This is a genomic window from Ancylobacter sp. TW_SC_1 (assembly GCF_056836805.1).
On record NZ_CM166365.1, the window covers coordinates 3,062,509 to 3,085,626 of the forward strand.

Here is a 23,118-nt window from a genome sequence, read left to right on the forward strand (position 1 = left end):
TGATGGCCGCGATTGCCGACGAAGGAAGCTGGCTCGACCTCGAGCCGGAGGTGAAGGCGGCCCCGACAAAGGAGCCGGTGCGCTTCGGCCTGATGAAGGTGCGCGGCAGCCGGGCGCGCGGCGTGGTGCTGCTGCGCAAGGATGTGGTGGAGCTCCTGCGGATGGAGACGCACCGCGTCGACATCCGTCTCGGACAGGGGGCGAACACCCACCAGCTTGCCATCGTGCCGAACCCGGGCGGGCGCTTCGAACTGCTGGAAGTGGTGACGGCCAAGGGCCGGGGCACCTGGCGCGTGCGGCTGCCGCATGTCGAGCGCTGGCCAGACATCACCTACGCCAATATCGGCGTGAAATACGAGATCCGCGAGCTGGGCCGGAAGGCGACGCTCGTCCTCAGCCTGCCACCGGTGTTCTGGGATAGCGGCTCGCGGGCGGCCTTCCTGAAGCGCGCGGCTTCTGCGGCGAAGGGCTGATGCATGCTCGCGCGCACGCCCTGCCCCGCCTGCATCTTCAGCCATCGCCGCCGCTGGCAGCGGGTGGTGCCAGTTGTCCGGCACCTCAACGCGCTCGGCCGGCCGCACTGGGACATCGCCGCGCGCCTGCGCATCAGCCGGGCCTATGTGGCCCGCGCACTGAAGGACGGCGCCGGCATCTGGTCACCGGAGGAATGGGCGCGGATGACCCGCGCGGCACGGGAGGCGGGACGGTGACACCTTTCGCGCGCGAGATCGCCGGCGATCTGTTGAAGCCGGTCGCCAATAGGAACGCGGCGGATCAACTGGCGCTGTGTAAGCTGTTGCCAGGGGCGCAGTTCTTCGACGTCGTTGCCGCTCAAGATCTGATCGCCGTTTTGGCCGGACGCATCGAGGGCGACAATGAGACTGTCGGAATGCTGGGTTTTCTCCCGGCATCAAAGACGTGGATCGAATTCGAACACCATCGGGGAGAGCGGTGCGGGTTCCTGCTCATTCAGGGCGATGATGGGACATATGCCCGCGTCATTGCCGCTTCCCACACGTCGAAGAAGAGGTGGGCTACCTGCGAACTTGAGCGGCTTACTCTTGCAACATCTAGAGGCGCCGTTCCGAAGGGCAGCCATAGGCAGGGCGGCGACCTTGCGGACATCTTGTGCCGTGCCTTCATTTACGCAGCCCTTGCGATCATCAATTCGCCAAAGGTTGTCAATCGCCGGCAGCATCAGCCTGATCGTAGCTTCGAGCGGGCGCTGAATGCCCGCCGTGGGCTGACGGGCTCGTTTCCCCTCCATGCGTGGACGGAGATTCTGCTCTCCGTGAACACGCATGATGCGGCGGGCAGTGCTCCTGCATCGGCACACCTCACGGGCGCGCGGGCGCTGCACTTCTGCCGTTCCTTCGTTCGCGTTCGGCTCGGTCAGATTGAGATTGTCCGCTCGCATTGGCGGGGCGACGCCTCTATCGGCATCAAGCGCTCGCGCTACATCGTGGGGGCGCGGCCGTGAACGCTCCCCTCGCCTATCGCGACTTCCTTGAGGCGAAGCGCCCGGTAGCGGAGGTGTCCGGGGTGGATGTGCCCCTGGACGCCATCAATCCGGCGCTCAAGCCTCACACCCGGGCCATCGTGCAATGGGCCGCAATGGGCGGGCGGCGGGCGGTATTCGCCAGCTTCGGCTTGCACAAGACATCGACGCAGATCGAGCTCTGCCGCGTGCTGAAGGCCCGGATCGGCGGCGAGGCGCTGATCGTGCTGCCGCTCGGCGTGCGGCAGGAGTTCTTCCGCGACGCGCGCGAGCGCTTCCACGGTGATTTCGCGGTCTCACTCAAGTTCATCCGCAGCGCGGCCGAGATCGGTGGTGGCGACCACATCTACGTCACCAATTACGAGACGGTGCGGGACGGGAAGCTCGACCCGAACCTGTTCACCATCGCCAGCCTCGACGAGGCGAGCTGCCTTCGCGGATTCGGCGGCAGCAAGACCTTCCGCGAGTTCATGCGGCTGTTCGACAAGGTGCCCTACCGCTTCGTGGCGACCGCCACACCCTCGCCGAACGAGTTCATCGAGCTGCTGGCCTATGCCGCCTTCCTCGGCGTGATGGATGTCGGACAGGCCAAGACGCGGTTTTTCAAGCGCAACTCGGAGAAGGCCGACGAGCTGACCCTTCACCCGCACAAGGAGCGGGAGTTCTGGCTGTGGGTCGCCTCCTGGGCGCTGTTCGTCTCCAAACCCTCCGATCTCGGTTTCTCGGATGAGGGCTACGACCTGCCGCCGCTCGACGTGCGCTGGCACGAGATCGTCTCCGACCACGCCGCGGCCGGGACCGAGAATGACGGCCAGACGAAGATGTTCCGCGACGTCGCCATAGGGGTCGTCGGCGCAGCGCGGGAGAAGCGCGACAGCCTGCCGGCCCGTGTGGCGAAGCTGATGGAGATCCGCGAAGAGGAGCCGGCGGCGCATCGCCTGCTCTGGCACGATCTCGAGGCGGAGCGCCGGGCGATCGAGGCGGCTATCCCGTCCGCCCGCGCAGTCTACGGCACGCAGGATCTCGATGTGCGCGAGGGGCTCATCCTGAGCTTCTCGGATGGCGAGTTCGCCGAGCTCGCCGCCAAGCCCGTCATCGCCGGCTCGGGCTGCAATTTCCAGCGGCATTGCTGCTGGGCGGTCTTCCTCGGCATCGGCTTCAAATTCAACGATTTCATCCAGGCGATTCATCGCATCCAGCGCTTCGGCCAGAGGCGCACCGTCCGCATCGACCTCATCTACACCGAGGCCGAGCGGGCGGTGCGTGAGGAGCTGGAGGCGAAGTGGCGCCGGCACGAGGAGCAGGTCGCCATCATGACCGCCATCATCCGTGAATACGGCCTGTCGCGGGCCGCCATGGCCGAAGAGATGACGCGCGCCATGGGTGTGGAGCGCGTCGAGGCGCGCGGCGAGGGCTACACAATCGTCAACAATGACTGCGTCGAGGAAATGCGCCGGCTGCCCGCCGACAGCGTCGACCTGATCGTCACCTCGATCCCGTTCTCGACGCAGTACGAGTATTCGCCGAACTACGCCGACTTCGGCCACACAGACGACAATGCACATTTCTGGCGGCAGATGGACTTCCTGACGCCAGAGCTGCTGCGCGTGCTGAAACCCGGCCGCAATGCCTGCCTGCATGTGAAGGACCGGATCATTCCCGGTGGCATGACCGGGCTCGGCTTCCAGACGGTCTACCCCTTCTCCGACGCCACGGTGGCGCATCTGGTGCGGCACGGCTTCGCCTTCATCGGGCGGAAGACGCTCGTCACCGACGTGGTGCGGGAGAATGCACAGACCTATCGGCTCGGCTGGTCGGAACAGTGCAAGGACGGCACCCGCATGGGCTGCGGCATGCCGGAATACATGCTGTACTTTCGCAAGCCTCCGACCGACCGCAGCGACGGCTATGCCGACGAGAAGGTGCGGAAGGACAAGAAGGAGGCCGTCGGCCGCGCGGTCAGCGATGTCGTCGACGGCGGCATCGAGATCCGGCAGGGGCCGGGTTCCGGTTGGAAGAACGCCGGCGGCTACAGCCGCGCCCGCTGGCAGCTCGATGCCGCGCCGTTCACGCGCTCGTCCGGCGACCGCACGCTGATGCCGCACGAGCTGGTCGGGCTGAAGGCCGATGTAGCCTATCGGCTGTGGAAGGATTTCAACCTCGCCAGCGTCTACGACTTCGAGCACCACGTCGCCATCGCCGAGGCGCGCGAGCTTGTCGGCCAGCTGCCGCCGGACTTCGCGCTGCTGCCGGTGCACTCCTGGCACGGCGAGGTGGTGACAGGCGGGGCGCAGATGCTCTCGCTGAACACGATGCAGGCGCAGAAGGGAGCGGAAAAGCACCTCTGCCCGCTGCCCTTCGACATCGTCGACCGCGAGATCGTGCAGCGCTCCCAGCCGGGCGAATTGGTGCTCGACCCGTTCGGCGGGCTGATGACGGTGCCCTATCGCGCCCTGCTGAAGGGGCGGCGCGGCTACGGTGTCGAGCTCTCGCCGACCTATTTCCGCGACGGCATGAAGTACTGCGAGGCGGCGGCGCAGAAAGCCGCGATGCCGAGCCTGTTCGACCTGCTGACCGTGGAAGCTGACGAAGGTCAGCGGGAGGCAGCGGAGTGATGGTGCGCACGGCTCGCGGCCGTAAGGGAGACACCATCTGCGAGATCGACGGCATCCTTTGCCTGTTCCCGCGCAAGATGGCCCAGCCGGAACCCGGCATCGATCTCGCGGCGATGATCACCCATCATCCGAGCCCCATCTGGCCTGACCTGCCATGGGACGCGCCGGAGGAAGTGAGGCGTGCCAACCCGCCGACGATCGGCTTTCTGTTCGTTGCGCCGGTCACCGACGATCATGTGCTCGTCTCGCACAAGGGCTTCGAATGTTCGGGCTCCATGTGCTGCACCACGGCAAGGGTGGATGTTGTTGGTGACGCTGCCGTCGAGGCGCGCTCCGGCCGGACGGTGGGATGGCTGACACCCGGTCGCTCACCCGTGGTCGAGGTCGACAACGTCAATGTCGGCTGGCGCTACACCGATCCGAAGACGGGTGAGTTGCGGCGTCAGGAGCATCGCGAGCCTATCGCCGGTCTCGCCTATGTGAGCCTTGCCGATCTGCGCGAGGGCAAGAACCGCGTATGTGGCCTGCCGGATCTTTCGCAGGTCGATCCTCGCATCCTGGCGATGCTGAAGCGGCGGAGCGCGGCATGACCGACATCGAAATCCGCCACTTCCACATCTGCTGCGGCCTCGGCGGGGGCGCTAAGGGCTTCAACAAGGGCCAGGCGCGCGTCGGCTCGATGCGGGCGAAGTTCCGCTGCATCGGCGGCATCGACAGCGACGCGGCGGCGATCCGGGATTTCACCCGCGCCGCCGGCGTCGCCGGCACCGTGATCGACCTCTTCGACCGCGGGCAGTATGTCGCCTACCACGGCAAGGAGCCGCCGGCGGACTGGCGCGAGGCCACCACGGCCGACTATCACCGCGCGGCAGGTGGCGAGCGCCCACACATCGTCTTCGCTTCTTTCCCGTGCAAGGGCTTCTCCGGCCTGCTGTCGGAGACCAAGAGCCTGACCACGAAGTACACGGCGCTCAACAGCCTCAGCTTCCGGGGCCTGTGGCTGGCGCTGGAAGCATGGAAAGACGATCCACCGGAGTTCTTCATCTTCGAGAACGTGCCGCGCATCGCCACTCGCGGCCGTCACTTCGTCGACCAGCTCGTCGCGCTGCTGCGCAGCTATGGCTATATCGTTGCCGAGACGACGCACGACTGCGGCGTCATCGGCGGGTTGGGCCAGAGCCGCAAGCGCTTCCTGATGGTGGCGCGCCACGCCAAGAAGGTGCCGCCGTTCCTGTACGAGCCGCCCAAGCGCCGGCTGCGCGGTGTTGGCGAGATCCTCGACAAGCTCCCGCTCCCGGGCGACGAGGGGCGCGGCGGCCCGATGCACCGCGTTCCCTCGCTGCAGTGGAAGACGTGGGTCCGACTTGCCTTCGTCGAGGCCGGCTCGGACTGGCGCTCGCTGAACCGGCTGAATGTCGCCGACGGGATGCTCACGGATTTTGCCATCGCGCCCGAGGGTGACCGGCACCGTGGAATGCTGGGCGTGAACCGATGGTCGGACACCGGTTCCACGGTGACCAGTCGCGGCCTCCCGACGAACGGCACCTTCGCAGTGGCGGACCCGCGCGCTCCCAACGGCGCGCTGCAGTACGGCAACTTCGGCGTCCGCGATTGGAGCGATACCACCGGCGCCGTGATCAACGTGAAGTCGCCCGGCCAAGGCGGGTTCGCGGTGTCGGATCCTCGTATGGAGGGCCCCCCGCGGTTCAACAACGTGTTCCGCATCGTGCCATGGAACGGGACGTCGCCAGCCATCGCCGGCCCGGGCGGACCGGCCGGGGGCCTTGCTGTCGCCGACCCGCGTCCCGCCGAGCGCGACGACTACAAGCAGACGAAGTACCGGGTCACCCGCATGGACGAGGCGTCAGGCGTCGTCATCAGCGCGTCGACCACCGGCAACGGCGCGTTCGCCGTCGCGGATCCTCGGACCGGATACCCCGATGGCACGCACCAGAACAAAATGGCCGTGCAGGATTGGGAAAATCCGTCCAAGGCCGTCATAGGCTCGGATCGGGTGGGCTCCGGTGCGCTCTGCGTCGCGGATCCTCGGCCGGCGGCGCTGAGCCGAGACGACCGGAAGGACTATCTCACCGGTGGCCATTACGGCGTCACGGGCTGGGAAGAGAGCAGCGGTGCGGTCCCGGCCTTCGCGAAGAACAACAACGGTCATTGGTCGGTTGCCGATCCGCGCACGCCCGAGGCGGTCGTCGCCGAGATCGCGACGCTGCCCGAGGCGGCAACGAACCTCGTTGCGGTCATCCGTGCGCTCGACGGCACCTGGCACCGGCCTTTCACGACGCTCGAACTCGCCGCTCTGCAGAGCCTGATCGATCCGGAAGCGCTTTTCACGCTTGAAGGCCGCTCCGATTCCGCGTGGCGCGAGCGCATCGGCAACGCCGTTCCGCCAGATGCCGCCGCCGCGATCGCCTCCGTCATGGGGCGCACCCTGCTGCTCGCCTGGGCAGGCGAGAGCTTCATGCTCTCGGCCGATCCGATCTGGGTGCAGCCGCTGACCGTGGCGCTGTCGGTCGACTTTCCCGAATGGGTGGGAGCGGAATGATGAGCCTACCGTCCCATGCGTTCCTTCGCGGCTGCGGCGAGATAGGCAGAGCGGCTCTCGCCGGCGGCTTTTGCCGCTGCGTCGATGCGCGAGAGCAGGTACTCGTCCAGCGTGATATTCACGCGCACCGAGCGTGCAGGAATCTGCGCCGGCACCAGCACTGCCACGCCGCCGACAAGCGCCTGAGGGTCGGTGTCAAACAGATCGGCGTAGCCTCGGAGGCGGGGGAATTCCACGCCGTCCTCTTCCATACCCTCGATGTGCAGGGCGAGCGCCTGCTCGCCCTTGCGCACGGCCTCGTCCTGCGTGGTGCCGGTGGAGATGACGCCCGGAAAATCGGGGAAGGAGATGCCGAACGCGCCGTCTTCCTCGTGGATGATGCCGATTGCGTAGTCCATGTGACCCTCCATGGTCGTTTGGCCGTCAGCGAGGCCGGGAGTTCACCACTCCCAGCCCGCCTGCGTGTAGATGGATTTCAGCGTGCCCGTCGGGATGTCGCTGGGGCCGGTGTCGACCGTGACGCGGCCGGGCTTGGTGGGGTGCTTGTACTGCACATGATCGCCCGGCCCGGTGCGAACGATCTGCCAACCCTCGGCGCGGAGCCTCTTTTCGACTTCGCGGCGCTTGTTGGTGTGCTGACTGCGGCCCATCTGCCCTCTCCGTTGATGTGTGTATTGATACACACGCGCTTCGCTATTGTCAATCAAGAATGTGTATCGATACACACGCTTGTCCTTTTCGTTCTTCATTTGGATTGCCTCGCTTCTGGAATGCGCGGGTCAATCCCCGTCGTTTCATTCCATAAACGGAGGTTCGTGCCCTTCGATCTGCACCCGGCAATCGAGGTGCGCGGATCATGATCTCGCTATCCGCACTCGCAGATCTGCGCGCCCGCAACCCGGTGACCACGATCGCCGGCAAATGGGTGGCGCTGCGGCGTGCAGCCTCAAAGAAATGGCAGATGGTTGGCCCCTGCCCGATCCACTCCAAGGACCGGATGGCGAAGGATTCGACCTCGTTCGAATGCAACGCCGAGCGCTGGATTTGCGCCGCCTGCGGCAAGAGCGGCGACGTGATCAAGCTGGTGATGGAGGCCGAGCACAAGGATTTCCTCGCCGCCGTGGAATGGCTCGGCGGTACGCAGCAGGTCGACCCCGCCGAGGAGGCCCGCCGCGCCCGCGAAGCCGCCGAGAAGCTGCGGCAGCAGGAGGCCGCGAGCGCGGCCTTTCGCGAGCGGGAGCGCGAGCGGCTGTTCCGCTGGTGGCGCGGCGCCGGCACCATCACCGGCACGCCTGTCGAGGCCTATCTCGCTCTGCGCGCCGTGGTGGCGCCGCCGACGGCGCGGCTGCGCTACATGCCCAACATGTCCTACCTCATCCCCGACGGGCAGGACGCGCGCGGGCGCAACAACTGGCGTGAGATCCATCGGGGCCCCGCCATGCTGGCCGCCATCACCGCGCCGGACGGGCATTTCACCGGCCTGCACATTACCTGGATCGACCTGACCCAGCCGAAGGGCAAGGCGCTGATCGTCCACCCCGAAACCGGCGAGGTGCTGAAGGCGAAGAAGATGCGCGGCACCAAGCAGGGCGGGCAGATCGAGCTGCTGCGCTGCGCCTCGCCCTGGTGCCTGGTCATCGGCGAGGGGATCGAGACCGTGCTCACGATCTATGCCGCCATGCGTCGGCTGGGCCGATCGCTGGACGGCATCGCCTTCTGGTCCGCAGGCGACCTCGGCAATCTCGCCGGCGCGCCCCTGGCCGGCTGCACCGAGCGCCACCCCACCCTGAAGGACGCCGCCGGCCGGACGCGTCGCGTGCCCGGCGCCGTGCCGAACCTCGACAGCAAGGCGGTGACCATTCCCGACAGCGTGACGGACCTTCGCTTGCTGGCCGACGGCGACAGCGACCCGTTCTCGACCCGCCTCGCCATGCAGCGCGCCGAGGCGCGTCACGCCCGCGCAGGCCGGCACATCACGACCGCCTGGCCGGAGCCGGACCACGACTTCAACGACATGCGCATGCCGCTCGCCGAGCAGGTGGACTGATGGACGATCACCCGAAAATCGACCCGGACACCGCCATCGTCGCCGCCGTGTTCCCGGAGGAGGCGGACACGCCCCCGGCTACCCCCGGCACGCCCGATCCGCGGCTGGGGAGCGAAGCGGGCGAGGCCGACGGTGCCTGGGACGAACAGCCCGAGCGGCTCCCCGCCGACGACAGCCCTTATGACGATGGCGGCGCGGGTGATGGCGGCGAGCCGCCCTTCGACGGCGATGAAGGTCCGCCGCCCGGCTTCGCGCCGGATGACCCGACACTGATTTCCTGTGCCGGCGAGCCACAGAACGACATCGGCAACGGGCGGCGCCTGCGGCATCGCCACGGGGCGGACCTCGCCTATGTGCCGAATCTCGGCTGGCATCGTTGGGACGCTCGGCGCTGGTTTCGCGCCGAGGATGACGAGGACGATGTGCGAGCGCTCGCGCACAAGACATCCGAGGCCATCATGCTCGAGGCCTTCGTGATGGCGCCGACCCCGCGCGAGGCGGAAGCCATGGCGCTCGCAGCCGAGGCGGCGCTGCGCCTCCACGAGATTCCGCATGAGGTGAACGAGCTCGACGACCTCGACATCTCGAAGAAGGAAAAGGCCAAGCGCAAATTCGCGCTGAGGCGCGAGGCGGATGCGGCGAAGGTGATCGTCGCGCGCGGCGGGGTGGCGGAGAAGGCGTGGACCAGCCGCAAGGCGCAGCGTCGCCGCTTCGCCACGGCTTCCGGAAATGCCGGAAAGCTCGACGGCATGCTCGGCGAGGCGCGGCCCTATCTGGTGCGCGGCCTGCAGGATCTCGATGCCGACCCGCTGGCGCTCAACGTGCTCAATGGCACGATCCTGTTCCGCCAGATCGAGGAGGCGGACCCGGAATGCCCCGACCCCGACGCGGTGCGCACCCGCAAGGTATGGCGCTTCTCCATCCTGCCGCATGAGCGCCAGCGGCTCATCACCAAGCTCGCCCCGGTTTTCCATTGCCCGGAGGCCTCGGCGCCGGTCTTCCATGCCATGCTGGAGCGTATCCTGCCGGATGGCGAGGTGCGGGCCTATATCCAGCGCTTCTTCGGCTATTGCCTGACCGCGCTCACCACCGAGCAGATGTTCTGCATCTTCTTCGGCGAGGGCTCGAACGGCAAATCCACCCTGGTCGACATCGTCGCTCACCTCATGGGCGATTACGCCACCAGCGTGCCGGTGATGAGCCTGGTGAATGAGAACAACCGCAAGGGATCGGAGGCGACACCGGACCTCATCCGCCTGCCGGCGGCGCGCTTCGTGCGCTCGGCCGAGCCGAAGGAGGGGCTACCGCTCGACGAGAGCCTGATCAAGGACCTGACGGGCGGCGAGCCGATCAATGTGCGGCGGCTGAACCACGAATTCATCGAGGTCTATCCGCGCTTCAAGCTGGCCATTTCCTGCAACCGCAAGCCGGTGATCCGGGGGGATGATGACGGCATCTGGCGCCGCGTCTCGCTGGTGCCGTTCGAGGTGCAGATTCCGAAGGAGGAGCGCGACAAGCGCCTGCCGGACAAGCTGAAACGCGAACTGCCCGGCATCCTCAACTGGATGATCGAGGGCGCGCTCGACTATCTCAACTGCGGCGGGCTGGAGCCACCCGAGGCCGTGATGGCGGCGACGAAGGAATATCGCGAGGAGAGTGACCCGCTCGGCGCCTTCGTGCGATCGGCCGTCGACATCACGCGGCAGCCGCACGATGTGGTCGAGCAGGGCACGCTCTACGAGGCCTTCGGCATCTGGTGCAAGAAGGAGGGCAAGACGCCGCTGGCGGCTACCACCTTCGCCCGGCGCATGCCGAAGACCGCGCACGATTTCGGCTTCGAGAAGGGCAAGAGCTCGCTCTCGATCTATGTCGGCATCCGCCTCCGCCCCGATTACGAACCGCGCGACCCCTCTCGCACCCCTTACGGCTAGCCGCGCGTGGGGAGGATGGCGGTTGCCTGCCGGTATGTCGGGAGGCTGGGGAGGCAAGGGAGGGTAGCGGTTCACAGGGCGCCGCTGCACTCGGGGTAGCAGGGGCAACGGTTTGCGGCGCGTCTTGGGAGACTGGGGAGCCTAGGGAGGGTATGGCGCGGGTACGCGTGAGAGAGAAGAGAGCGCGAGAGGTGTCCTCTTGCGCTTCAGAAAACACTCTCATGTAGCGGGCGTTTTTTCCTCCCTATCCTCCCTACACTCCCATTGTTTCCGAATAGTTGAGTGAAGTCATACAGTTAAGAGCGGCCGAGACTTGGGTGTTATGGGAAACTCTATCCTCCCTACGCTCCCTAGGCTCCCTAATGAGGAAGAAGCGGGTGAAACAGGCAATCGACATCGAAGACCTGCTGGGCTGGACCTATCGCGACATGGAGGCCGACAGGGTCGCCGCTGCCAGGGCGGATGATCGGCCGGTGCTCGGCACGAGCTGGGCCGCCGTCGATCGGGTCGGCGTGCTCGGCGCCGTGGTACGCACCTCGCATGTCGAGCTGCTGCCGGGCGATTGCGATGATGCGGCTCTGGTCCACGCGGCGGTGCTGGCCCTCGACGATGCCTATTACGCACCGTCCGCCGAGGGGAGCGAGGTTTCGGTGCTCGACCGTGCCTTGATCGCCGCACAGGGCGGCGAGCTGGAGAAGGTGGCCGGCGATCGCGCCGTGCTCACCCTGCCGGACGGATCGCGGGTCGACATGCGCACCATCACCGTCTCGGTCTATCTCGTGCTGCACGCGCGGGGCGGCACCCGGCCGGACTGCTATGCCGACATTGCCCGGCGTCGCGGCCGGCCGCGTGCCGATGGCGAGATCGCGCCGGGGATCAGCTTCGAGGAGGTGATGTATGGCCGGGCGGTCTATGCCGTCTGGCACGCCGCGCTCGGCATTCTGGCGGCAGAGCTCTCGGATCGGCTGGCGCGCTGGCGGGTGACGGGGCCGAAAGCGGACGATGCACCCTGGCTGAAACGAAGCGGCCGCCTTCTGGAGGCCATTCCGCGCGAATATTCGATGCCGGATAAGTCATTGAAACGGAAGAAGAAAACACCGAATTGACGACGCACGCCTCTTGACGGATATTGGGTGTGTCGGAAATGCGCCCGGTTGGACACCCCAGCCGGGCGCTTTCTTTTTGGCGATTGGGGCGGCGATGTGAGCACGCAACTCGTCTTCGACGCGACCGACTTTCTTCGTGTCGCCCGCCTGTTCGACCGTCTCCCCGCCGATATCCAGCGCGTCGCCTTTCGGCGCGCGGCCGCGCGGACCCGGTCGGTGGTGGAGCGCAACTATGCGCGCTTCGCCGCCAGCCACATCAAGGTTCAGCAGAAGCTGATCACGGCGCGGATGCGCTCCGCGTTCGAGGATGGCGGCGTCACCCTGACGGTGCGGTCCCGGAACATCCCGCTCAATGAGATCGGCGCGTCGCAGCGTGCCTACGGTGTGCATGTGCGCGGCCGTGGTCGATATGAGGGCGCGTTCATACCGCGGGGCACCGCCGCGCGGGCCGCCGGCCTCGTGCTCAAGCGGACCGGGGCCGCGCGCCTGCCGACCGAGATGCTGTTCGGCCCGAACCCAGCGAACGCAGTAGGACGGACGCCGCAGGTCTACGAGGCTCTCCTCGCCGAGATCGCCCGTGGCGAATTCACCACGGTCATCCTCCGGCAGATCACCTTCCTCCTCTCGCGGGGCTGATCGGCGTGGCCCCGGCGCAGCAGTCGTTGCGGCGGGGCAACGCCCCCTCCCCCCCCGGTTTAGGGACCGTACCCCCTTTCCGACGCCCCACGGTCCCGGCGGAGCGCGGGATTTCGCCAGTGAGACAGGCAGTTAGCTTGAGTTGACAGGGTTGACAGATGGCGCAGCCGGTTGACAGCGGCGGGCCGCGCGTCATGTGGGCGATCTCCCAGATCGCCGAGCGCGACGGGATCTCGAAACAGGCGGTGTCCAAGGTCGTGCAGTCGCTGATCGCCGGCCATGGCATCCCGGTGGAGCGGGACAGCCGCGGGCGGGTCGCCAAGGTCTCGCTCGCTCATTACGACCATCACCGGGGACAGTTCACGAACCCGGCCAAAGTGCCGGCGCCGCGCCTGGCACCCCCCTCGCCCGGGCTCGATGCTCGTGGAGACTCGTTCGACGAGGCGCGGCGGCAGAATGAGTGGCTGAAGGTTGAGCGCGAGAAGCTGGCGCAAGCGCAGGAACGCAAGCAGCTGGTGCGTGCCGACCTCCTGACCATGGCGCTCGACATCGCCGGCCGCGAAATCCAGAGCATCGTCGCGCGGCTGCCGAATAAGGCCGACGATCTTGCCCTGGCCGGAGCCAAGGAAGGCGTGCATGGCGTGCGCATCGGCCTGCGCGACGCCGCCTTCGACATCAACAAGAGCATCGCGGACGCGCTGGCGAAGATTGCCGAGACCGCCGCGGTAGCCGACCCCGCTCCAGCGGAGGAGCCGACATGACGATCCATGCCGGCGCGCTGCATCTGGTGGCGAGCCGGCTGGCGGCGTCGATCCGTCCGCAACCGCCGGTGCCTTTCGCCCTGTGGCTGCCTCGGAACATTATCCTTGTGGACGGGCAGAAGAAGGGCGAGTTCTGGGCGGCGGCTGATGCCCCCTATCTGGTCGAGCCGGCGCAGTGTCTGTCGATCGAGCACCCGTGCAACCTGGTGACGATCCGCAAGGGCCAACAGACCGGCGCCTCCATTCTCGCGCTGGCGTGGTGCCTCTATCTCGCGGATGTGGCTCCGGACAACATCATCTACGGCGTGCCCGGGATCGACGCGCTGCAGGACATCAACGGCCAGAAGCTGCAGCCGTTGATCGACGCGTGGCAGAAGGAGACGGGAAAGCGGATCATCTTCCCCGCGGTCGCGCGCTCGGGAGCCGGATCGACGGTCTACGAGAAGCGGTTCGCCGGCGGCTATATCAGCCTCGCAAATGCGAATGTTGCGATGGCGCTGTCCATGCGGACGTGCCGCTACGGGGTAAAGGACGAGCTTTCGAAGTGGAGCGAGACGGCGAACGGCGACGACCCGGAAAGCCTGTTCTTCGGCCGCTTCACGGCCTTCCGCCGGCAGAAATCCTACAAGATCCTCGAAATATCCACGCCGGAAATCGACAGCGGCGACGATCTCGGCGAAGCGCCCGGCCATTGCCGGATCGACCGTTCGTTCCGCCGCTCCGACCAGCGGTATTGGAACATCCGGTGTCCCGAGTGCCCGCCGGAAGATAACTTCGAGTTCGCGCAGCATGACGGCGGCTTCCACGTCGACCGGAAGCATCCGCACAAAAGCTATTATGTCTGCCCGAACTGCGGACACACAATCAGCGAGATGGAGCGCGTCGCCGCGGTGCGTGCCGGACGCTACATCGCCACGCGGGAAGGGCCGGACCTGCATCCGGGCTTCCACATCGACGCCTTCATCTCGTTGATGATGAGCTATGAGGCGATCGCGAACGACAGACTGGAGGCCGAGAAGAAGGGCGAGCCGGGCATAAAGGGTTACACCAACCTGACCCTCGCCCTGCCCTTTGCGATGCGCGGCAACGCGCCGGACCATCAGCGGCTGATGGAGCGGCGCGAGGCTTATCCGCGCGGCGTCATCCCGGCCGAGGGGCTGATCTTCGTGGCCGGTGTCGACGTGCAGGGCGACGGCCTATGGCACGATGTCGTCGCCTTCGCCGAAGACCGACAAAGCTGGACGGTGGAAGCCGGGTTTCTGGCGGGGTCGACCGACGATCCGAATGACGGCGCCTGGCTGCTGCTCGAGGAGTTGCATCAGCGTCTGTGGAAGGACGCGCATGGCAATGATCGCCGGATCGAGGCGATGGCGGTCGACGCCGGCGACGGTAACCGGACGACGCAGGTGATCGAGTGGTGCCGGCGGCACGCGAACTGCCATGCGATCAAGGGGCAACCGGGTCGGGGCGTGCCGGCGATCGGTCAGCCTTCCAACAAATCCGTCAAAAAGGACGGCAAATTGAGGAAGTTCCGCGGCGGCAAGGTCTGGCCCGTCGGCACCTGGGCTCTGAAGGGCGAGTTCTACGGCAATCTGCACCGCGTGGGACTGGCCGCCGGCGCCGAGGCGGACCCGCCGGGCTACTGCCATTTCCACGCCGATCTGGGCGAGGAGTATTTCAAGCAGATCACGGCGGAGTATTTCGAGCAGAAGATGGTCAATGGCCGCTTCCACGAAGAATGGAAGAAGCTGCGCAAGGACAACCATCTGCTCGATGCCCGCATCTACGCCATGGCGATGGCCGAGCTTCTCGGCCTGTCGCGCCTGACGCGGGATCAATGGGCGGCCCTGCGCTCGCGTTACGTCATTTCAGCGCCCTCCGACCTGTTTTCCGGCGAGGCAGCCAAGGTCGCCGCCGAGCCTGCCCAGGCGCCAGAGGCATTGCCCGCTGCAGTGCCGGCGCCGAGCCCGCCACGCCGTCGCGGGAGGTGGGGCGCTTACTCCTAGGATGCTGCCATGGTCGAGACGAAACCGCGGGTTCGCGTTGCGGCGCTGACGCGGGAGGTGCAGCCTCCCGGGTCAGCCGTGACGGCGCCAGCGATCCGGCCACAGGCGCGTTATCTGCGCGACAGCAGCACCGGCATCCTGTCGATGCGGCGGGCGGTGACGCGCGACGGCGCTGTCGACGTGCGGCAGGCGGCCGAGCGCGCCTCTGCGCTCGCGCTCGACTTCATGCACAACAGCGGGTGGATCGCCGGCGCCGCCGACCAGGTGATCGTCGACACGATCGGCACCGAGCTCAAGCTCAACCTGCGGCCGGACCTTTCGAAGCTTGGCTATAGCGAGAAGGAGCGGTCCGACTGGTGCCGCCTCGTCGAGGCGGAATGGCGCCGCTGGGCATGGACGCCGGCGGAGTGCGACCTCGCAGGCAAGGCCACGATTGCCGAGATGCTCGACGGCGTGATGCGCTACTACCTCGCCTATGGCGAGGCCTTCGCCGTGATGTCGTTCCTGCCGCAGGCCGATCGCCAGCGGTATGGAATCTCCTCCGGCACCAAGGCGTCTCTGATCGCTCCGCACCGCCTGCCGCACCGGACCAGCGAGATGGAGGGGCTGCAGGGCGGCATTTTCCACGACGCCAACGGCCGGCCAACGCATTACAGGTTCCGGCGCCGCGAGGACGGGATCGAGCGCGACGTCGACATCGCCGCTCGCGACGGCGTGGGGCTGGCGCAGGTGGTCCACGTCATGGATCGCGGCGAGAACCCGGACAGCCCGCGCGGCATCTCGCCGATGGCGCCGATCTTCAAGGTGATCGCGCAGTACGACCAATTGGCTGATGCGACCATCGCGACGGCGCTGCTGCAGACGGTCTTCGCGGCGACCATCAAAAGTCCCGAGCCGACCGAACAGGCCATGCAGGCGATCCAGACGCTGTCCGATACCGAAATGCCCGCGGGATGGGGCGGCACCGCGGCTGAGTGGACCAGCCATGTCGGGGCGATCCAGGCAGATCTGATCGACGTGTGGGGGCAGCGGATCGACGCGCTTAAGAAGGGTGGCATAAACCTCTCGGAATCTGCACGCATCGGCCATCTCGGTCCGGGCGAGGAATTGGAATTCCATAGTTCGGAGACGCCGGGCCGCGAGTATCTGCCGTTTGCACGCAGCCTGCAGCACGAGGCGGCGCGACGTATCGGGGTGACGGCGACCAGCGTGACGATGGATTTCAGCCAGGCGACCTATTCGTCGGTGCGGATGGAGACGGCGACCGTCTGGCCGCTGGCCATGCGACGTCGCGAACGCCTCCCCGCTCCAGTCGCCCAAGGGATTTTCGAGCCGTGGCTCGACGAGGGCATCGCCTCGGGCCGGATCCCATTCAAGGGCGGCTATCGCGCCTTCCACGCCAACCGGGACAAGGTGTTCGGGGCGGAGTGGCAGGGCCCGGCAGCACCGACGGCCGACGACTACAAGGCGGCGCTGGCGGCCGGCGAGCGGCTGGAGAAGGGTCTTTCCTCCCTTTCCGACGAGTGCGCCCTCTACGGCCGCGACTGGGAGGAGACGGCCCGGCAGCGTGCACGCGAGCGGGCCGTCATCGTGGACGAGCTCGGCTTGCCCGACCCATTCGCGCCGATGACCGGCGGTGCCGGGCCACTCGGAGCGGCGACAGAAGGCAGGCGCGAGACCCGCGCGCAAACGGTGCGGGAGATGGCGAAGTGAGTATGGTCACCATTGGCGGCGTGAGCGTCGACACGGACGACCCGTGCGCGCTGTGGCAGGCGCTCTATGCCTACAAGCTGAAAGTTCTCGCCGGCGAGCAGGTCGAGGAATTCGAGATCCGCTCCCCGGTGACGAACCGGCGCACGCGCTACACGCCGGCCAGCCTTGCGGCGCTCGACGATGAACTGTCCCGCCTGCAGCGGGCCTGCGACGCGAAGAACGGCAAGCGCACACGCTTTGCCACCAGCGGCGGATATCGCCCTTACTGAGGTTCACCCATGGCTGCGATTGTCGATGGCGGGAAGCTGCGGCTTTCCGGCTATGTGGGCGACTATTACTTCGAGGACGGCTTCACCTCGGCCGACGTGGTGCTGGCGCTCGCCGAATTCGATCCGGACGAGGTGCTGGACGTGCACCTCAACTCGGCCGGCGGTGTCGCCACGGAGGGGGCGGCGATCCACGCCCTGCTGGCCGCGCGGCCCGGCACCACGAACATCATCGTGGAGGGCATCGCGGCCTCTGCGGCGTCGCTGATCGCGATGGCGGGCGAGACTGTCTCCATGTCCGCCGGCTCGATCATGATGATCCACGACCCCAGCGGCATGACGTGGGGCACCTCGGCGGAACACCAGAAGACGGTCGAGCAGCTGGAAGCGCTCGCGAACGCCTATGCCCGGGTCTACGCCGACAAGTCCGGCAAGACCGAGGCCGAGTGCCGCGAGGTGATGAAGCGCGAAACCTGGCTGACGCCCGACCAGGCGGTGAGCGAGGGCTTCGCCGACGCGACCACGGCCCAGTCCGCGGCGCCAGTCGCGGCCTTCGATTACCGGACTTTCACGCACGCCCCGGCGCGCTTGGTCGCGCTGGCGAAGCGGAAGAACTGGGCCTTCGAGGCCCGTGACAAGGCGGCGCCGCCCGCCCCTCCCCGTCAGACACAGGAGACTACCATGACGGCACCGAACGGCGGCGACGATGCCGCCGAACTCAAGCGTCTGCGCGAGGAAAACGCGCAGATGAAGACGGAGAAGACCGATCGCGATCGGCGCGACGCCATCATGGCGCTGCCGGAGGCCAAGGACCGCGAGGCGCAGGCCCGCGAGCTCTGCGAGGCCGGCGTGACGGCCGAGGCCGCCAAGAAGATCCTTGCCGCCGGGCCGACGGTGCCGGCCGCCGAGGAGGTCGACGAGGACGACCTGCCGGATCCGAGGGCCTATGAGCGCAGTCGGGCCACGGCTGCGGGGCTGACCGGCGGCAAGCCGCCGAAGGGCAAGGGTGATCGCAGCGTGCTCGCTGCCGCCGTCACCAACTTCAACAAGCGCCGCTGACGGAGGGTCTGATGGCTGTTCTTACCGAAGATCTGGCCCGCCCGGGCCATTACATCGTCTCCGAAGCGAGCGGCCATCGTTCGCGGGACGAGGCCACCGTCGCCAGCGGCGCCGGGGTGCTGAAGGCGGGCCGCGTGCTCGGCAAGGTCACCGACAGCAGCAAGTATGTGGACTACACGCCGGGCGCGAGCGACGGCAGCCAGAACGCGGCGGCTATCCTCTACGAGGGTTGCGATGCCACGTCCGCCGACGTTCGCCGGACGATCACCGCGCGCGACAGCGAGGTGCACGCCGCCGTCCTCAACTGGGGCCCGGCCGTCACCACCGACACCCACAAGAACACCGCCCTGGCCGCCCTCGCGGCGTTCGGCATCATCAGCCGCTGAGGAGCGCGACCATGGCCCTTGTCGTTGACGTCTTCAACCAGAACGCCTTCGGCGCGATCGAATTCCAGGAAGAGATCGTCGAGAAGATCGAGTACAAGCCGCAGCTTCTCGGCTCGCTCAACCTGTTCGAGCCGATCTATTCCCGCTCGCGGACCATCGCCATCGCGGCCAAGGATCGGACGCTGACGCTGATCCCGACCTCCGCCGACGGCTCGGCGCCGGAAGAACTGATCCCGAAGGGGGCCAATGTTCGCCCCTTCAACACCGTGCGCCTCGCCAAGGGCTCGACGATCTTCGCCTCTGAGCTGGCGGGCGTGCTCGCCCTGCCCTTCGACCAGCAGACGAAGGAGGTCACGGAGGAGGTGACCGACCGCACCGGCCAGATCCTCGACGATCTCGACCTCACCTGGGAGCACATGCGCCTCGGCGCCGTGCAGGGCAAGGTGATGGATGCCGATGGCACCACGGTGCTGATCAACTGGTTCACCGAGTGGGGTGAAGCCGAGCCCGCCGAGATCGACTTCGAGCTCGACGATCCTGCGACCGACGTGCGGAAGAAGTGCCGCGACGTGAAGCGCACCATGATGGTGGCGGCGAAGGGCGTCTGGACGCCCTCGACCAGCGTCGTCGCGCTCTGCGGCGACAGCTTCTTCGACAAGCTGGTGAACCATCCGCAGATCAAGGAAACCAAGCTCGGCACCGAGCGCGCGGCGGCGCTGGAGAATATCGAAGGGTATTCCTCGATCGAGATCGAGGGCATCACCTTCATCAACTATCGCGGCACCGACGATGGCTCGAAGCTGGCCATCGGCACGGACAAGGCCCGCTTCTTCCCGCGCAATGCCCGGGGCGCCTTCAAGGTGGGTTATGGTCCGGCGAACGAGTTCAAGCCGTATCTCAACCGCCGCGGCCAGCCCTATTACGGGCTGATCCTCGCCGACACCTCCGGCCGCGAGGCGTGGGACCGGGTGGAGATGTACAGCTACCCGATCTTCATTTGCACGCGGCCGCTGATGCTGCTGCGGGCCAAGATGCAGTGAGGCCGGCATGGCGATCATCACCACGTCCGGGTTTTATGGCGGCCGTTATGTTCGCGCGGGTGCCGAGGTAGCCGACGATCTGATCGCGGCCGCCACGCCGCCGACCGCCACGCCGGATGCTGTCCTCGCCGACATGACCAAGGCCGAGCTGCTGGCCGAGGCGGAACGCCGTGATGTCACTGTGAGGGAAAGCGACACCAAGGCCGAGATCATCGCGGCGCTCGGGGGGTGACCCATGACCTGGGATGACGCGCTGGCGCGCACGGACGAAGCCTGTGCGCGCCATTTCGACACCGTCGCCTGCTCCACCATTGCCATGTGCAAGCCTGCGCGCGCGGTGAATGCGACTGACGGGCCGGACCCGACGCGGCCCGGCTTCGGTTTTTCGGGCTCGCTGGACTTCGCGCCGGAGCTCAACCCGATGTCGGGAACGCGATCGGCCGGCGCGGCGGAGCGCAACATCCGGCAGATCACGCGCGTCTGCCTGACCGCCCTCACGACCGGCTGGCCCTGGATGCTGCGCCAGGGCGATCGGGTGCAGACCGCCGACGCGCTCTACCAGGTCGCGGCCAATCCCGACCAGGACGGCACGGCTCGCGTCGCTCTCTGGCTCAATCGCATTTCGGGGTGATCCCATGCTGGCGGCAACCGCCCTGCGCCTCGCCGTAATCGAAGCCCTGTGCCCGACCGCTGCCGTGCAGTCGGGCACGGGGTTTGCGACCCTAGCGCGGCATCGCGTCTTCGACAGCCGGCAGATCCTCGTCGACGAACTGGATACCGACCAGCCCTACACGCCCTCAGTGGCGGTCTATACCGAGGATGTGCGGGCGGTGCGCCGGGGCGACATCGCCACGTCGGCGCGCGGCAATGCAAGCGCCGACCTGATGATCGTGGTCGAGCTTTCGGAGATGGCGCGCGATCCCGACGGCAAGCCGATCCGGATCGACGGGTCGACGGTCACCGACGCGACAATCGAGGGCGACGCGCGCGCCCAGATCATTCTCGATGCGCTGGCCGCGCAGGTGCGCATGGTGCTGCTGCGATCCCCCTCCGGATATGGCGTGCGGCGAGTGCTGAAGGCCGTGCCGTCCATCACGATCAGCCCGTTCGCATTGCCGGAGCACAGCCTGCGCTGGATGCGTCGGCTCGTGTCGGTATCGTGCGAGATCGCCGACGACACCTTCAGCGACACCGGCGGACTGCCAGAGCCGCTGGCGAGGGTCATGGCGGATCTACCTGACGGCTCCTACGCCAAGGCGAAGCTCGCCGAACTCGCCGCCGCCTTTCTTGCGACGGATCGCGATCCGATCGCCGGCTTCAATATTCACCCGACCGCGGGTGACGGGCTCCCTGCCATCACCCCACCCTCCACCTCACCCTGACAATCGAGGCTGTCCATGTCGCGCTACCGCGCCAAGCCGGGGCTGCGCATCCCCATGCCCGGATGCCCGGGCCAGTTCGTTCCGGAAGCCGGCGACGGCATCCGGATCGACGAGCAGAGCTCGTATTTCGTCCGTCTCATCGCCGATGGCGACGTGGTGGCGGTGACCGAGGAACCGCCGGCCAAGCCCGGCAAGGCTGAAGGAAAGAACTGATGGCCATCGGGTTCAACTCCATTCCCGGCAACATCCGCGCGCCGATCATCACCTTCGAGATCAATTCCGGCGGACAGTTCGAGAACGTCTCGCGGCTGCTGCTGATCGGCCACAAGAACACCGGCGCGTCGGTGGCCGATGGCATCCCGATCCGCTGTAACTCCCCCACGGAAGCGATCGCGCTCTGCGGCAAGGGCTCCATGTTGGCGGAGATGGTGATTGCGGCCCGCCGCAACGCCCTCGCCCAGGACATATGGATCCTGCCGGTCCCCGCCACCGGCACCGCCGAAGTACGTACGCTCACCGTCGGCGTCGTACCGGCCGCCGGCGGATATGGCGCCATCGAGATCGCCGGGCAGCGCATCGCCCTGACCATCGGCGCCGGCGACACCGCCGCGGCGGTCGCGACGGCGCTGACGGCCGCGATCAACGGCTTCCAGGACGCGCTCACCAAGTCGGCGCTGCCCTTCACCGCGGCCGCGGCGACGAATGTGGTGACGCTCACGGCGCGGCATCCGGGCGATATCTTCAACACCGCCGACATCTACGTGCCGTTGATCGCCTCCGGGAATGTGTTCGGAACCCTGCTGACGCTGGCAACGGCGACCGCCGGCAGCGGATCGCCGACCCTCGCGACGGGCCTTTCCGCGCTGGCGGACGATCCTTTCGACTGGATCGTGTCCCCCTTCGCCGATTCGGCCAGCATGGATCGCTACCAGACGCTGCTGTCCGACACGTCGGGCCGGTGGGCGTGGAGCCGCCAGAGCTACGGGCATGTGTTCGTGCCGAAGACGGACACCACGGCCAATCTCACCACCTTCGGCCTTAGCTATGACACGCGTCACATCACCACCCTGCCGCGCCTGTCCAGCGGTGGAGACGCCACGCCGCCGTGGGTGTGGGTGGCTGCGATGGTAGCGAGGATCGTGCCGTGGCTTTCCGACGGCGTGACCGGAAACGTCTCGCGCAACCAGACCGGACTTGTGGTCGAGGGCGTCGCCGCGCCCCGTGACCGCACGCGGTGGATGAACGACTACGCGACGCGCGACGCTTTCCTCGGGTCGGGCCTGTCGACCTTCGGCGTGCGTACCGACGGCGCCGTCACCATCGACAAGATCGTGACGATGCAGCGCACCGATGGCGCCGGCAATGTCGACACGACCTTCCGGGACATCCAGAAGATCGGCCAGTTGGTCTACGCGCTGCGCCGGTTCCGCGCGCGCCTGCAGGCCGAGCATGGCCAGAAGGCGATCGCGGACGACAACCCGGCCAATCTCTCGGCACTCACCACGCCGCAGGACATCCGGGCCACGATGGCCGCGGTTTATCGCGAGATGCCCGGGGTGCTGGAGAATGCCGAGACCTTCTCGGCCAATCTCGACGTGCAGCGCAATGTCGACAACCCCAACCGCGTCGACGTCTACGCGCCGCTCGACATGGTCAACCCGCTCGACGTCCTCGCGTCGAATGCGCGGATCTACAGCCAGTATCCCGCCTCGATGGCGGCCTAACCGGGAGGACTTGACATGGCCGACCACGATTTCGGCGGGCATATGCGCATGCGCCTCGCCGACGGCACCAATCTGACCATGCGCGGTACCTTCAACGTCGGCACCTCGCGTTACGCCATCGAGGCGGGAGCAAATGACGATGGATCGATCTTCCGGCAGGCCACCCCGCGCCCGCGCACGGCGGAGGTGACGCTCGAGGATACCGGGGTCGACCCGGATCAGCTGCTCCGTGCTCCCCGGCAGGACATCTACATCACTGAGGAGTTCACCGGGGTAAGCCACGTCTATGTCGCGGCGTTCTTCTCGGGTGAGCCCTCGGTCGACCGCAAGACCGGCGAGCTGACGGGCATGACCATCAACGGCAGTAACTACCAGCGGCTGGGCTGAG

The 23,118-nt window shown here is 67.1% G+C and carries 25 protein-coding genes; 23 read left to right on the forward strand and 2 right to left on the reverse strand.

Features of this window, described 5'->3' with window-relative positions; all coding sequences use genetic code 11:
- Positions 1–2: 2 nt before the first annotated feature.
- The 6 genes from AC1PZ7_RS14185 to AC1PZ7_RS14210 are packed head-to-tail and all read left to right on the forward strand — an operon-like array spanning position 3 to position 6,673.
- Entirely contained in the window at positions 3–473 is a 471-nt protein-coding gene (locus tag AC1PZ7_RS14185) for a hypothetical protein (protein WP_482355858.1), read from the forward strand.
- Positions 474–476: 3 nt separating this feature from the next.
- On the forward strand, positions 477–710 hold the full coding sequence (locus AC1PZ7_RS14190; RefSeq protein WP_482355859.1) for a hypothetical protein: 234 nt from the start codon (positions 477–479) through the stop codon (positions 708–710).
- Positions 707–1,480, forward strand: a complete 774-nt coding sequence (locus AC1PZ7_RS14195) for a hypothetical protein (RefSeq protein ID WP_482355860.1) — start codon at positions 707–709, stop codon at positions 1,478–1,480. The genes AC1PZ7_RS14190 and AC1PZ7_RS14195 overlap by 4 nt, the downstream gene beginning before the upstream one ends.
- Positions 1,477–4,113, forward strand: coding sequence for a DNA methyltransferase (locus tag AC1PZ7_RS14200; protein WP_482355861.1), 2,637 nt, complete (start codon positions 1,477–1,479; stop codon positions 4,111–4,113). The genes AC1PZ7_RS14195 and AC1PZ7_RS14200 overlap by 4 nt, the downstream gene beginning before the upstream one ends.
- Positions 4,113–4,703 (forward strand): hypothetical protein, encoded by a 591-nt coding sequence (locus AC1PZ7_RS14205; protein ID WP_482355862.1) that lies wholly within the window; start codon positions 4,113–4,115, stop codon positions 4,701–4,703. Before AC1PZ7_RS14200 ends, AC1PZ7_RS14205 begins: the two co-directional genes overlap by 1 nt.
- Positions 4,700–6,673 carry a DNA cytosine methyltransferase gene (locus AC1PZ7_RS14210; RefSeq protein ID WP_482355863.1) on the forward strand — a complete coding sequence of 658 codons (1,974 nt, stop codon included), beginning with the start codon at positions 4,700–4,702 and terminating at the stop codon, positions 6,671–6,673. The genes AC1PZ7_RS14205 and AC1PZ7_RS14210 overlap by 4 nt, the downstream gene beginning before the upstream one ends.
- Before the next feature lie 5 nt (positions 6,674–6,678).
- Here the strand turns inward: AC1PZ7_RS14210 and AC1PZ7_RS14215 are convergent, their stop codons facing one another.
- Together AC1PZ7_RS14215 and AC1PZ7_RS14220 are read right to left on the reverse strand one after the other, a co-directional pair.
- Positions 6,679–7,071, reverse strand: coding sequence for a type II toxin-antitoxin system HicB family antitoxin (locus AC1PZ7_RS14215; protein WP_482355864.1), 393 nt, complete (start codon positions 7,069–7,071; stop codon positions 6,679–6,681).
- Between the two features lie 42 nt (positions 7,072–7,113).
- Positions 7,114–7,422 (reverse strand): type II toxin-antitoxin system HicA family toxin, encoded by a 309-nt coding sequence (locus tag AC1PZ7_RS14220; protein WP_482355865.1) that lies wholly within the window; start codon positions 7,420–7,422, stop codon positions 7,114–7,116.
- A 107-nt stretch (positions 7,423–7,529) separates the two neighbouring features.
- Between AC1PZ7_RS14220 and AC1PZ7_RS14225 the strand changes: the two genes are divergently transcribed.
- From AC1PZ7_RS14225 to AC1PZ7_RS14305, 17 genes are all read left to right on the forward strand, one after another.
- Positions 7,530–8,720, forward strand: coding sequence for a DUF7146 domain-containing protein (locus AC1PZ7_RS14225; RefSeq protein WP_482355866.1), 1,191 nt, complete (start codon positions 7,530–7,532; stop codon positions 8,718–8,720).
- Entirely contained in the window at positions 8,720–10,651 is a 1,932-nt protein-coding gene (locus tag AC1PZ7_RS14230; protein WP_482355867.1) for a DNA primase family protein, read from the forward strand. Before AC1PZ7_RS14225 ends, AC1PZ7_RS14230 begins: the two co-directional genes overlap by 1 nt.
- Before the next feature lie 377 nt (positions 10,652–11,028).
- Positions 11,029–11,757, forward strand: coding sequence for a hypothetical protein (locus AC1PZ7_RS14235; protein WP_482355868.1), 729 nt, complete (start codon positions 11,029–11,031; stop codon positions 11,755–11,757).
- A gap of 96 nt (positions 11,758–11,853) precedes the next feature.
- Entirely contained in the window at positions 11,854–12,393 is a 540-nt protein-coding gene (locus AC1PZ7_RS14240; RefSeq protein ID WP_482355869.1) for a hypothetical protein, read from the forward strand.
- A gap of 158 nt (positions 12,394–12,551) precedes the next feature.
- On the forward strand, positions 12,552–13,154 hold the full coding sequence (locus tag AC1PZ7_RS14245; protein ID WP_482355870.1) for a hypothetical protein: 603 nt from the start codon (positions 12,552–12,554) through the stop codon (positions 13,152–13,154).
- Positions 13,151–15,160 (forward strand): terminase gpA endonuclease subunit, encoded by a 2,010-nt coding sequence (locus tag AC1PZ7_RS14250; RefSeq protein ID WP_482355871.1) that lies wholly within the window; start codon positions 13,151–13,153, stop codon positions 15,158–15,160. The genes AC1PZ7_RS14245 and AC1PZ7_RS14250 overlap by 4 nt, the downstream gene beginning before the upstream one ends.
- Positions 15,161–15,169: 9 nt before the next feature.
- Positions 15,170–16,873, forward strand: a complete 1,704-nt coding sequence (locus AC1PZ7_RS14255) for a phage portal protein (RefSeq protein WP_482355872.1) — start codon at positions 15,170–15,172, stop codon at positions 16,871–16,873.
- Between the two features lie 2 nt (positions 16,874–16,875).
- A complete protein-coding gene (locus tag AC1PZ7_RS14260) occupies positions 16,876–17,142 on the forward strand; it encodes a hypothetical protein (RefSeq protein WP_482355873.1) in 267 nt (88 codons plus the stop codon).
- Positions 17,143–17,151: 9 nt separating this feature from the next.
- Complete coding sequence (locus tag AC1PZ7_RS14265; RefSeq protein ID WP_482355874.1) at positions 17,152–18,198, forward strand: head maturation protease, ClpP-related; 1,047 nt, start codon at positions 17,152–17,154, stop codon at positions 18,196–18,198.
- 11 nt (positions 18,199–18,209) lie between these two features.
- Complete coding sequence (locus AC1PZ7_RS14270) at positions 18,210–18,584, forward strand: head decoration protein (RefSeq protein WP_482355875.1); 375 nt, start codon at positions 18,210–18,212, stop codon at positions 18,582–18,584.
- 11 nt (positions 18,585–18,595) lie between these two features.
- A complete protein-coding gene (locus AC1PZ7_RS14275) occupies positions 18,596–19,624 on the forward strand; it encodes a major capsid protein (RefSeq protein ID WP_482355876.1) in 1,029 nt (342 codons plus the stop codon).
- 7 nt (positions 19,625–19,631) lie between these two features.
- Positions 19,632–19,856 (forward strand): hypothetical protein, encoded by a 225-nt coding sequence (locus AC1PZ7_RS14280; RefSeq protein WP_482355877.1) that lies wholly within the window; start codon positions 19,632–19,634, stop codon positions 19,854–19,856.
- Positions 19,857–19,859: 3 nt separating this feature from the next.
- Positions 19,860–20,255: a hypothetical protein gene (locus tag AC1PZ7_RS14285; protein ID WP_482355878.1), complete on the forward strand. Its 396-nt coding sequence runs from the start codon at positions 19,860–19,862 to the stop codon at positions 20,253–20,255.
- Between the two features lie 4 nt (positions 20,256–20,259).
- Complete coding sequence (locus AC1PZ7_RS14290; protein ID WP_482355879.1) at positions 20,260–21,006, forward strand: hypothetical protein; 747 nt, start codon at positions 20,260–20,262, stop codon at positions 21,004–21,006.
- A 15-nt stretch (positions 21,007–21,021) separates the two neighbouring features.
- On the forward strand, positions 21,022–21,219 hold the full coding sequence (locus AC1PZ7_RS14295) for a hypothetical protein (RefSeq protein WP_482355880.1): 198 nt from the start codon (positions 21,022–21,024) through the stop codon (positions 21,217–21,219).
- Complete coding sequence (locus tag AC1PZ7_RS14300) at positions 21,219–22,730, forward strand: hypothetical protein (protein ID WP_482355881.1); 1,512 nt, start codon at positions 21,219–21,221, stop codon at positions 22,728–22,730. Before AC1PZ7_RS14295 ends, AC1PZ7_RS14300 begins: the two co-directional genes overlap by 1 nt.
- Positions 22,731–22,745: 15 nt before the next feature.
- Positions 22,746–23,117 carry a hypothetical protein gene (locus tag AC1PZ7_RS14305; RefSeq protein WP_482355882.1) on the forward strand — a complete coding sequence of 124 codons (372 nt, stop codon included), beginning with the start codon at positions 22,746–22,748 and terminating at the stop codon, positions 23,115–23,117.
- Position 23,118 lies beyond the last annotated feature (1 nt).